Consider the following 12341-nt stretch of genomic DNA (forward strand, 5'->3'; position numbering starts at 1 on the left):
CAGGGATCACTCCAGCTTGCCGCAAGCAAAAGAAAGGCCGCATGCCCCCTTGAAGGAGTCATGCGGCCCTGTTGGTCGCTACACCGAGAAGCTAGCCCTCGGCAGGCCAAGCACTTAGCGCTTGTCTTCGACCTTCCATTTACCGCCGTCGTAGAAGGCACGCCAGCCGGTCGGCTTGCCGTCGACTTCGGTCTGCACGTACTGCTCCTTGGTCTTGCGGCTGTAGCGCACCACCGCAGGGCGGCCGTCCGGGTCCTTCTGCGGAGCTTCGCAGAGGAAGTGGTACTTGGGATCGATCTCATCCTTGTGCGGGATCAGTTCCAGCACCAACGGCGCACGGGTCTCGCGGTTTTTCGGGAACTGACTGGCCGCCAGGAACAGGCCCGAAGCGCCATCGCGCAGGATGTAGGTGTCGTTGACCTTCTCGCACTTGAGCTCGGGCATCTTCACCGGGTCCATCTTCGGCGGCGCCGCGTCACCGCTTTTCAGCAGCTTGCGAGTGTTCTTGCAGGTCGGGTTGGTGCAACCGAAGAACTTGCCGAAACGGCCGGTCTTGAGCTGCATCTCGCTGCCGCACTTATCACACTCCAGGCTCGGGCCTTCATACCCCTTGATCCGGTAGCTGCCCTCTTCGATCTCGTAGCCGGCGCAATCCGGGTTGTTACCGCAGATGTGCAGCTTGCGCTTTTCGTCCAGCAGGTAGGCATCCATCGCCGTACTGCAGATCGGGCAACGATGCTTGCCGCGCAGCACCAGGGATTCGGACTCGCCTTCGTCATCCGCGGCGATCTCGTCGCCCGGCACCAGGTTGACGGTGGCCTTGCAACGCTCCTTGGGTGGCAGGCTGTAGCCCGAGCAGCCGAGGAACACGCCAGTGGAGGCGGTACGGATCTGCATCGGCCGGCCGCAGGTCTGGCATGGGATATCGGTCATTACCGGCTGGTTGGCGCGCATGCCGCTTTCGGCGCCCTCGGCCACTTCGAGCTTCTTCTTGAAGTCGCCGTAGAATTCGTCGAGGACGTTCTTCCAGTCGCGCTCGCCCTGGGCCACGTCATCGAGGTTCTCTTCCATGCCGGCGGTGAAGCCGTAGTCCATAAGGTTGGAGAAGCTCTCGGAAAGGCGCTCAGTGACGATGTCGCCCATCTTTTCCGAATAGAAACGACGGTTGTGCAGGGTCACATAGCCGCGATCCTGGATGGTCGAAATGATTGCCGCATAGGTCGAAGGACGACCAATGCCGCGCTTTTCCATTTCCTTCACCAGGCTGGCTTCGGAGTAACGCGCCGGGGGCTTGGTGAAGTGCTGGCTCGGATCGAGCTTGATCAGCTTCAGCACTTCGCCCTGGGCCATTTCCGGCAGCACATCGTCATCGCCCGGCTTGGCCATCTGCGGCATGACCCGGGTGTAACCGTCGAACTTGAGGATGCGGCCCTTGGCACGCAGCTCGAAGTCGCCAGCGGCGACGCTGACGGTGGTGGACAGGTATTGCGCCGGCAGCATCTGGCAGGCGACGAACTGGCGCCAGATCAGCTCGTAGAGGCGCTCAGCGTCACGTTCCATGCCCGACAGCTTGCTTGGGTGGGTGTTCACATCGGACGGACGAATCGCTTCGTGCGCCTCCTGGGCCCCTTCCTTGCTGCTGTAGACATTGGGCGAAGCCGGCAGGTACTTGTTGCCGAACTCGTCTTCGATATAGGTACGCGCCATCGCCACGGCATCGGCCGAGAGGTTGGTGGAGTCGGTACGCATATAGGTGATGTAGCCGGCTTCATACAGACGCTGGGCCATCATCATGGTCTTCTTCACCCCGAAGCCCAGGCGATTGCTCGCAGCCTGCTGCAGGGTGGAGGTGATGAACGGCGCCGATGGCTTGCTGCTGGTGGGCTTGTCTTCACGCTTGGCGACGCTGTAGGCCGAGGCCTTGAGCTTCTCCAGGGCGGCCATGGCCTGTGCTTCGTTGAGCGGTTTGAAGGCTTCGCCGTTTTCACGGGCCACTTCAAAACGCACATTCGAGCCCTTGGCAGTGCCCAGGTCAGCGTGTACTTCCCAGTATTCTTCCGGGATGAAGGCACGAATCTCACGCTCGCGCTCCACCACCAGCTTCACGGCTACCGACTGCACGCGACCGGCAGACAGGCCCCGGGCAATCTTCGCCCACAGCAGCGGCGAAACCATGTAGCCCACCACGCGGTCGAGGAAGCGTCGCGCCTGCTGGGCATTGACTCGATCAATGTCCAGCTCGCCCGGCTGGGAGAAGGCTTCCTGGATCGCCTTCTTGGTGATTTCGTTGAACACCACGCGCTTGTAGCGGCTGTCATCACCGCCGATGGCTTCCCGCAGGTGCCAGGCAATGGCTTCCCCTTCGCGGTCCAAGTCCGTTGCGAGATAGATGGTGTCGGCATCCTTGGCAAGGCGGCGCAACTCTTCGATGACCTTTTCCTTGCCAGGGAGGATTTCGTACTTGGCTTTCCAGCCGTGCTCGGGATCGACGCCCATGCGCGACACCAGCTGCTTGCGAGCCTTTTCCTTCGGCGACAGAGCCGGGGCTTCGCCCGCAGCGGCCTTGCCACGCTTGGCGGCTGGCTCCTTGGCGGCACTTGCCGAACCGCTGGTGGGCAGGTCTCGGATATGGCCGATACTCGACTTCACCACGTATTGGTTACCCAAGTACTTGTTGATGGTCTTGGCCTTAGCCGGGGATTCCACAATGACCAGCGATTTGCCCATGGATCAGAAAATTCCTGAATTCGAGAAGTGAAAGGCGGTTGGCGCCTGACGCGGCACCGCTATATATAGTGGCAACAGGGTGAGGTCAAGCGCAGGGTACTGCGCGACCTGTACTCATGCCGGTGAAAAAAGACTGGGTTCGGCCTGCACCAAAGCAAAGCGCGGGACCTGCTCGCCGTCAACTTCGACCGACTCCAGGAACATGCTCAAGGGCCGCACCCAAAAGCCGTAATCCCCATACAGGGCTTGGTAGAACACCACTTCTTCTTCCGTTTCCGAGTGCCGCGCCACGCTGAAAACGCGGTACTGCGGCCCCTTGTAATGCTGATAGAGCCCGGGTTGTAACTGCATGCTCTGGCCCTCGTGCAATTTTTTCAAAATAAAGACAAACAAATCTTCAGAAAAACAAAAACCGGGGCACTGGGCCCCGGCTTCCATCAACCCAACGCTTAAACGCGTTCGAAGACGGTCGAGATACCCTGGCCAAGGCCGATGCACATGGTGGACACCCCGAAGGTGCCGCCATTCTGCTTCATGACGTTGAGCAGGGTCCCGGAGATACGTGCGCCGGAGCAACCGAACGGGTGACCCAGGGCGATCGCGCCGCCGTGCAGGTTAACCTTCTCGTTCATCTTGTCGAGCACTTTCAGATCTTTCAGCACTGGCAGGGCCTGTGCAGCGAAAGCTTCGTTGAGCTCGAAGAAGTCGATATCGTTGATGCCCAGGCCCGCGCGCTTCAGGGCTTTCTGCGTGGCCGGTACTGGACCATAGCCCATGATGGCCGGATCCACACCTGCAACGGCCATCGAACGAATCACCGCCATCGGCTGGATACCCAGGTCCTGGGCACGCTGGGCCGACATCACGATCATGCACGAGGCACCGTCGGTGATCTGCGACGAAGTACCGGCAGTCACGGTACCACCTTTAGGGTTGAACGCCGGCTTCAGGGCCGCCAGGCTCTCCAGGGTGGTCTCGGGACGGATGGTTTCGTCGTAGTCGAACAGTTTCAGGAAACCGTTCTCGTCGTAACCCTGCATCGGGATGATTTCATCCTTGAACTTGCCTTCCACAGTCGCCTTGTGGGCGAGCTGGTGGGAGCGCACGCCAAAGGCGTCCTGCTGCTCACGGGTGATGCCGTGCATCTTGCCCAGCATCTCGGCGGTCAGGCCCATCATGCCGGAGGCTTTGGCTGCGTACAGGGACATGTGCGGGTTCGGATCGACACCGTGCATCATGCTCACGTGGCCCATGTGCTCGACGCCGCCGACCACGAACACGTCACCGTTGCCGGTCATGATCGCTTGCGCGGCAGTGTGCAAAGCACTCATGGACGAGCCACACAGGCGGCTGACGGTCTGGCCGGCCGAGGTGTGCGGGATCTGGGTCATCAGCGACGCCATGCGTGCGATGTTCCAGCCCTGCTCCAGGGTCTGGTTGACGCAGCCCCAGATCACGTCCTCGACTTCCGCCGGGTCGACCTTGGCGTTGCGTTCCAGCAGTTTGCTGATCAGGTGCGCCGACATGTCTTCGGCGCGGGTGTTGCGGTGCATGCCGCCCTTGGAGCGGCCCATCGGAGTACGACCGAAGTCGACAATCACGACGTCTCTAGGATTCAAGCTCATATGTTCACTCTCGCTCTAGTGTGGGCGCTTAACCGAAGAAGCTCTGGCCGTTCTTGGCCATTTCACGCAGCTTCGCGGTCGGGTGGTACAGCGCGCCCAGATCGGCGTACTGGTCGGCCAGGGCAACGAACTCGGCAACACCGATGGAATCGATGTAGCGCAGCGCACCGCCACGGAATGGAGGGAAACCAATGCCGTAGACCAGGCCCATGTCAGCTTCGGCAGCGGTTTCAACGATGCCGTCTTCCAGGCAACGAACGGTTTCCAGGCACAACGGGATCATCATCCAGTTGATGATGTCTTCGTCGGTGACTTCACGCTGCTCGTAGACAATCGGCTTGAGCACTTCCAGCACCGACGGATCGGCCACCTTCTTCTGCTTGCCCTTCTTGTCGGTTTCGTAGGCGTAGAAGCCCTTGCCGTTCTTCTGGCCCAGGCGCTTGGCTTCGTAGAGCACGTCCACGGCCGAGCGGCGATCGTCCTTCATGCGATCCGGGAAGCCTTCGGCCATGACGTCACGACCGTGGTGGCCGGTGTCGATGCCGACCACGTCCATCAGGTACGCCGGGCCCATTGGCCAGCCGAATTTCTCCATGATCTTGTCGATGCGCACGAAGTCCACACCGGCGCTGACCAGCTTGGCGAAACCGCCGAAGTACGGGAACAGCACGCGGTTGACCAAAAAGCCCGGGCAGTCGTTGACCACGATCGGGTTCTTGCCCATTTTCTTGGCGTAGGCAACGGTGGTCGCTACCGCCAGCTCGCTGGACTTCTCGCCACGGATCACTTCCACCAGCGGCATCATGTGCACCGGGTTGAAGAAGTGCATGCCGACGAAGTTTTCCGGACGCTTGAGGGCCTTGGCCAGCAGGCTGATGGAAATGGTCGAGGTGTTGGACGCCAGGATGGTGTCCTCCTTGACCTGGCCTTCCACTTCAGCCAGCACGATCTGCTTGACCTTTGGGTTCTCGACCACGGCTTCAACCACCAGATCGACGTTGCCGAAGTCACCGTAGGACAGGGTCGGACGAATGCCGTTGAGCACTTCAGCCATCTTCGCGGCGGTCATGCGGCCTTTGTCAACGCGGCCCACCAGCAGTTTCGCGGCTTCCGCCAGACCCTGCTCGATGCCGTGTTCGTTGATGTCCTTCATCAGGATCGGCGTGCCTTTGGAGGCCGACTGGTAGGCGATGCCGCCACCCATGATACCGGCGCCGAGTACGGCGGCCTGCTTCACGTCCTTGGCGATTTCGTCGTAGGCCTTGGCCTTTTTCTTCAGTTCCTGATCGTTCAGGAACAGGCCGATCAGGCTTTGCGCAGCAGAGGTCTTGGCCAGTTTGACGAAGCCGGCGGCCTCTACTTCCAAGGCTTTGTCGCGGCCAAAGTTGGCGGCTTTCTGAATGGTCTTGATCGCTTCGACCGGTGCCGGGTAGTTCGGGCCAGCCTGGCCGGCCACGAAACCTTTGGCGGTTTCGAAAGCCATCATCTGCTCAATGGCGTTGAGCTTGAGCTTTTCCAGCTTAGGCTGGCGCTTGGCCTTGTAGTCGAACTCGCCGGAAATGGCGCGCTTGACCAGGGCCAGAGCGGCGTCCTTGAGTTTGTCGGGAGCAACCACGGCGTCGACGGCACCAACTTTCAGCGCGTCTTCAGCACGGTTTTCCTTGCCGGCGGCAATCCACTCGATGGCGTTGTCGGCACCGATCAGACGCGGCAGGCGCACGGTACCGCCGAAGCCCGGGTAGATGCCCAGCTTGACTTCCGGCAGGCCGATCTTGGCACTGGCAGCCATGACGCGGTAGTCCGCCGCCAGGCACATTTCCAGGCCGCCGCCCAGGGCGATGCCGTTGATCGCGGCAACGGTTGGCACGTTGAGGTCTTCGAAATCGCTGAAGATCTTGTTGGCTTCGAGGTTGCCTGCCACCAGCTCGGCATCCGGCAGCTTGAAGTTGTCGACAAACTCGGTGATGTCGGCGCCGACGATGAACACGTCCTTGCCGCTGCTGACGATCACGCCCTTGATCGAAGCATCTGCCTTGATGGTGTCAACAGCCTGACGCAATTCGTTCAGGGTTAGACGGTTGAACTTGTTGACGGACTCACCCTTGAGGTCGAAATTCAATTCGACGATGCCACTTTCAAGAGCCTTAACCGTGATGGCTTTACCTTCGTAAATCATCAACTGATCTCCACGATATGGAAGCTGAACAGTACACGTCGGACGCTGACTTCTGGCATGGCACTAACGTCACCGTCGATGCTAACGCCAATCCGCCAGGCACACCCGCCAACGCGATAGTCGGGATTCTGTATAGAGCCGCCTGCGATGCAAACGCTCATTTCATACGCCCGTTTGATTTGGGTACGCCACATTCAGGGAAAATCCAGCAATTGTCAATCGTCCAAAATGCTGTTTGAAACGCGACTTTGCGGTCACTCCATTGCTCCCTGAACGATCAACACGCCCCTGCATTCATAACCATTCATAGGATCTATATTTAGAAAATGCGCCCTAAATCTCCCACTGAATGGGAGAAAGAGCGACTACGCTGGGAAAATATCTGAAGAAGCCGCACAGTTTGTGCGACAGGGGCACCGCCCCATTCTGCAAGAGGCCACCCCGGGTGGCAGCCACGAGATTACCGGCCTGCCTGGCCATCCCCGCCCGATGCTGATATCGGGCTTTTTATTGCCGGCTGCCCGCGATTGCCGCGCGCACCCTCCCCTGGATGACTCAGGCCAACGCCTTGAGCACCGAGGCAATATCCTGCAAAACACTGACCTCGCCACGCTCGTTCCAGTACAGGGCGATCATCTGCTTGTCCGCCTCGACCTTGAACACCCCTGCCGGCAAGGCCTGGAAGTGCTTGAGCAGTGGCTCATCGACACAGGGCTCGCGCCACTGGTTGACCCAGTTGCCCGGCGCGATCTGCCAATAACTCCAACACACAGGCTGCCCGCTGCGTCGTGGCCGGTGATACTGCGGGCAAGGGTTGGGCGGCTCCTGGCCCAGCCAGTGCGGCCACTCCTGAGGGGCCAGTTGCATGGCCAGGCCCATGCGTCGCGCCTCCATGCGCAAGGCGATCAACCCGCTCTGGCGACGAGAAGGTCGCAACCACGCCAGCGGACTGAGAACTACCGCAAGGATTGACACCACTATCCAGACCGTCATATCTGTACTCTCGATTTTTGATGAGCGGGACCTGGGTCAAACCAACCCGCTTGAAACCAGCCATACTTGAAGCTATTGCAACCCTCAGGAGGAGCACCTCATGCCCTACCACCATATTCTGGTCGCCGTAGATCTAACCGAAGAGTGCGATCCTGTTATCCACCGTGCTCGCGAACTGTCGGTGAGCAATGGAGCCAAGCTGTCCCTGGTGCACATTGTCGAACCCATGGCCATGGCCTTCGGGGGCGACGTCCCCATGGATCTTTCGCAATTGCAGCAGCAACAGTTCGACCAGGCCCGGGAGCGTCTTGATCGGCTGATCAACAAGTACCCGGAGCTGACCAAGGAATACAGCCACCTGACCTACGGCCAGCCGCGCCAGGAAATCCATCACCTGGCCAAGGAACAGGAATGCGACCTGATCGTGGTCGGCAGCCACGGCCGACATGGCCTGGCCCTGCTACTGGGCTCCACCGCCAATGACGTCCTGCACGGCGCGCCTTGCGACGTGCTGGCCGTGCACCTGGTCAAACGCTGAACCCGCCCCGAGGGTTGCCGGCTCCCAAAAGCTGGCAAGCGCACTGAAAAAAAGCCCGACTCTGCAGTCGGGCTTTTTTATCAGCAACCGGTCACTCAGGCATCCAGTTCGGCCCAGCGCTCGACCATCTGCTCCAGTTCGGCATTCAACTGCTCAAGGCGGGCAATTACCGCTGCAGTTTCCGCCGCCGGGCGCTGATAGAAACCAGCGTCGGCCATTTCCGCCTCGACCCCGGCGATCTGCTGCTCCATGGCATCGATCTGCCCCGGCAAAGCCTCAAGCTCGCGCTGCAATTTGTAGCTGAGCTTCTTTTTCGCCGCCGGCGCTTCCTGGGCAGGAGCCGGAGCCGCCTGTACCGGTGCCACCACTGCAGAGTTCAGCTCGGCCTTGCCGGACTTGTTCTCGGTCACCCCCAGCAACCGCGGCGAACCGCCCTGGCGCAACCAGTCCTGGTAGCCGCCGACGTACTCGCGCACCTTGCCTTCCCCTTCGAAGACCAGGGTGCTGGTCACCACGTTGTCGAGGAATGCCCGGTCGTGGCTGACCATCAGCACAGTGCCCTGGAAGGTCAGCAGCACCTCTTCCAGCAGTTCGAGGGTTTCTACATCCAGGTCGTTGGTCGGTTCATCGAGCACCAGCAGGTTGGCCGGTTTACTGAACAGCTTGGCCAGCAGCAACCGCGCACGTTCGCCGCCAGACAACGCCTTGACCGGCGTGCGAGCACGCTGCGGGCTGAACAGGAAGTCGCCGAGGTAGCTCAGCACGTGGCGGCTCTGGCCATCGATCTCGATGAAGTCGCGACCTTCGGCAACGTTGTCGATCACGGTCTTTTCCAGATCCAGCTGATGGCGCAACTGGTCGAAGTAGGCCACGTCGATACGCGTACCCTCTTCCACCTTACCGCTGCTGGGCACCAGGCCACCGAGCATCAGCTTGAGCAGCGTGGTCTTGCCGGTACCGTTGGCGCCCAAGAGGCCGATGCGGTCGCCGCGCTGCAGGACCATGGAGAAGTCCTTGACCAGGAACGGACCGTCCGGGTGAGCAAAGCTGACGTTCTCCAGCACCATCACCTGCTTGCCGGACTTGTCTGCGGTTTCCAGCTGGATATTGGCCTTGCCGGTACGCTCGCGACGTTCGCTGCGCTCGACACGCAGCGCCTTGAGGGCGCGCACGCGGCCTTCGTTGCGGGTGCGCCGGGCCTTGATGCCCTGGCGAATCCAGACTTCCTCCTGGGCCAGGCGCTTGTCGAACAGCGCGTTGGCGGTTTCTTCCGCCGCCAGCATGGCTTCCTTGTGCACCAGGAAGCTGGCGTAGTCGCCGTTCCAGTCGATCAGGCCGCCGCGGTCCAGTTCGAGGATGCGGGTGGCCAGGTTCTGCAGGAAGGAACGGTCGTGGGTAATAAAGAGGACCGCCCCCTGGAAATCCTTCAGCGCCTCTTCCAGCCAGGCGATGGCACCAATGTCCAGGTGGTTGGTGGGCTCGTCGAGCAGCAGCAGGTCCGGCTCGGACACCAGGGCCTGGGCCAGCAGCACGCGACGACGCCAGCCGCCGGACAACTCGGCGAGGGTCTTGTCGGCCGGCAGTTGCAGGCGGCTCAGGGTGCTGTCCACCAATTGTTGCAGGCGCCAGCCGTCACGGGCTTCGAGGTCGTGCTGGACGTGCATCAGTTTTTCCAGATCGGCGTCGGTGACGATGTTCTGGCTCAGGTGGTGGTACTGGGCCAGCAACTCGCCGACACCGTCCAGGCCCTGGGCGACCACGTCGAACACGGTCCGCTCGTCGGCCACCGGCAATTCCTGGGGCAATTCGCCGATCTTCAGACCGGGTGCGCGCCATACGGAGCCGTCGTCGGGCTTCTGATCGCCCTTGACCAGCTTCATCATGCTGGATTTGCCAGTACCGTTACGGCCGATGATGCACACCCGCTCACCACGGGCGATCTGCCAGGACACCTTGTCCAACAACGGCATGGCGCCGAAAGCAAGGGACACATCGCTGAATTTGAGCAGGGTCATGTTCTTCTCCAAAAACCGGGCGCGCATTCTACCTGAGTTGAGCCCGCAGAAGGCCGGGTATTTCGCCCACAAGGGCGCTCGCGGCACATTTTTTGCCAACTGATGCCAGCAGGCCGGCAAAGCTTTCACCGGTTGCTGGCAAAAGGCTAAGCTAGTGAGCAATCAGTGTTGGCCCTGTCGGCACTTGTCATGATTTCTCTGCCCGGATGTCTCATGCGCAGTCGCCTTTTCAGTGTTTTATCTTGCCTGCTTCTTTCCACCACAGCCGTCCACTGCGCCCAGGCGGCAGACCTGACTCTACAGCGCCAGTATTACGATGAAGCCAAGCGCGCCCTGGCCAAAGGCGATTCCGGCCCCTATTTCCGTTATGCCGATGCGCTGCGCGACTATCCGCTGGAGCCCTACCTGGCCTACGACGAGCTCACCGCCCGGCTGAAATCCGCCAGCAACCCCGAGATCGAGAAGTTCCTCGCCGAACATGGCGACCTGCCCCAGGCCAACTGGATGAAACTGCGCTGGTTGCGCTGGCTGGCCGAACGCGGCGACTGGGCGACCTTCACCAAGTACTACGATCCGAAACTCAACTTCACCGAACTGGACTGCCTCAATGGCCAGTACCAGCTGGGGCACAACCTCAAGGCCGAAGGCTACGCCGCCACCGAGAAGCTCTGGCTGACCGGCAAATCCCAACCTGCTGCCTGCGACGCGTTGTTCGCCCAGTGGGCCGCCGAAGGCCAGTTGACCGAACAGAAGCGCTGGCAGCGAGCCAAACTGGCCGCCGAGGCCCGCAACTACCCCCTGGCCAACAGCCTGGTAAAGAGCATGACCACCCTGGCGCCCCAGGGCCGCCTGCTGGTGGACGTGGCGCAAAAACCCGAACTGCTGAGCCAGCCCTCGCGCTTCCAGCCTGCCGATGAAGCCATGTCCGACGTGGTTGGCCTCGGCCTGCGCCGCCTGGCGCGCCAGGATCCGGACAAGGCCATGGCCCTGCTGGATGGCTATGCCAGCAGCATGCACTTTTCCCGTGACGAAAAAGTGGCCATCGCCCGCGAGATCGGCCTGACCCTGGCACGGCGCTTCGACAGCCGCGCCCTGGACGTGATGACCAAGTACGATCCCGAACTGCGGGACAACACCGTCTCCGAATGGCGCCTGCGCCTGCTGCTGCGCCTGGCGCGCTGGGAAGACGCCTACCAGCTGACCCGCAAGCTGCCCCAGGACCTGGCCACCACCAACCGCTGGCGCTACTGGCAGGCCCGTAGCCTGGAACTGGCCGAACCGAAGAACCCTCAGGCCCAGGTATTGTTCAAGGGCCTGGCCCGGGAGCGGGATTTCTACGGTTTCCTTGCCGCCGATCACGCCAAGGCGCCCTACCAGCTCAACAACCAACCGCTGATGCTCAGCCAGGCCGTGATCAACAAGGTACGCAACACCCCGGGTGTACGCCGCGCCCTGGAGCTGCATGCCCGCGGGCAGATCGTCGACGGCCGCCGCGAGTGGTACCACGTCAGCCGGCATTTCAACCGCGACGAAATGGTTGCCCAGGCCAAGCTGGCCTACGACCTGAAATGGTACTTCCCGGCCATTCGCACCATCAGCCAGGCCCAGTACTGGGATGACCTGGACATCCGCTTCCCCATGGCCCACCGCGACACCCTGGTGCGCGAAGCCAAGGTTCGCGGCCTGCATTCCAGCTGGGTGTTCGCCATTACCCGCCAGGAAAGCGCCTTCATGGACGACGCCCGTTCCGGCGTCGGCGCCAGCGGCCTGATGCAGCTGATGCCCGGCACCGCCAAGGAAACCGCGCGCAAGTTCAGCATTCCCCTAGCCTCGCCCCAGCAAGTGCTGGACCCGGACAAGAACATCCAGTTGGGCGCCGCCTACCTGAGCCAGGTCCACAGCCAGTTCAACGGCAATCGGGTACTGGCTTCCGCCGCCTACAACGCCGGCCCCGGGCGGGTGCGCCAGTGGCTCAAGGGGGCCGACCACCTGAGTTTCGATGTCTGGGTGGAAAGCATTCCTTTCGACGAAACCCGCCAGTACGTGCAGAACGTACTGTCCTACTCGGTGATCTACGGCCAGAAGCTCAATTCGCCGCAGCCCCTGGTGGACTGGCACGAACGCTATTTCGACGATCAGTAAGCACCGCCCCACAACAAAAAATGCCCGCAGCAATGCGGGCATTTTTGTATCTCCCCCAACACCCCCCAATACCTGTAGCCGCTGCCGAGCCTGCGACCGGGCGCGAAGTGGCCGTAAAGCACTCG

The 12341-nt window shown here is 61.3% G+C and carries 8 protein-coding genes; 2 read left to right on the forward strand and 6 right to left on the reverse strand.

Annotation, left to right across the window (positions count from 1 at the left end; translation table 11 throughout):
- Positions 1–114 precede the first annotated feature (114 nt).
- From topA to ACUXVH_RS19495, 5 genes are all read right to left on the reverse strand, one after another.
- Positions 115–2727, reverse strand: a complete 2613-nt coding sequence (topA, locus tag ACUXVH_RS19475) for a type I DNA topoisomerase (RefSeq protein ID WP_011060262.1) — start codon at positions 2725–2727, stop codon at positions 115–117.
- Between the two features lie 114 nt (positions 2728–2841).
- Positions 2842–3078, reverse strand: coding sequence for a DUF1653 domain-containing protein (locus ACUXVH_RS19480; RefSeq protein ID WP_019093731.1), 237 nt, complete (start codon positions 3076–3078; stop codon positions 2842–2844).
- Positions 3079–3176: 98 nt separating this feature from the next.
- Positions 3177–4352, reverse strand: a complete 1176-nt coding sequence (gene fadA, locus ACUXVH_RS19485) for an acetyl-CoA C-acyltransferase FadA (protein ID WP_011060261.1) — start codon at positions 4350–4352, stop codon at positions 3177–3179.
- 28 nt (positions 4353–4380) lie between these two features.
- Entirely contained in the window at positions 4381–6528 is a 2148-nt protein-coding gene (gene fadB, locus ACUXVH_RS19490) for a fatty acid oxidation complex subunit alpha FadB (protein ID WP_011060260.1), read from the reverse strand.
- Positions 6529–7083: 555 nt separating this feature from the next.
- The gene (locus tag ACUXVH_RS19495) at positions 7084–7521 is read right to left on the reverse strand and encodes a hypothetical protein (protein WP_015634809.1); all 438 of its coding nucleotides are present in this window, start codon (positions 7519–7521) and stop codon (positions 7084–7086) included.
- A gap of 100 nt (positions 7522–7621) precedes the next feature.
- On the opposite strand from ACUXVH_RS19495, the gene ACUXVH_RS19500 reads away from it, so the two are divergent.
- Entirely contained in the window at positions 7622–8059 is a 438-nt protein-coding gene (locus tag ACUXVH_RS19500) for a universal stress protein (RefSeq protein WP_011060258.1), read from the forward strand.
- A 95-nt stretch (positions 8060–8154) separates the two neighbouring features.
- Here ACUXVH_RS19500 and ACUXVH_RS19505 read toward each other — a convergent pair whose 3' ends face one another.
- Positions 8155–10074, reverse strand: a complete 1920-nt coding sequence (locus ACUXVH_RS19505; RefSeq protein WP_011060257.1) for an ATP-binding cassette domain-containing protein — start codon at positions 10072–10074, stop codon at positions 8155–8157.
- Positions 10075–10287: 213 nt separating this feature from the next.
- Between ACUXVH_RS19505 and ACUXVH_RS19510 the strand changes: the two genes are divergently transcribed.
- On the forward strand, positions 10288–12216 hold the full coding sequence (locus ACUXVH_RS19510; protein ID WP_011060256.1) for a transglycosylase SLT domain-containing protein: 1929 nt from the start codon (positions 10288–10290) through the stop codon (positions 12214–12216).
- Positions 12217–12341: the final 125 nt, after the last annotated feature.

It is taken from the genome of Pseudomonas sp. 8(2025) (assembly GCF_052665325.1).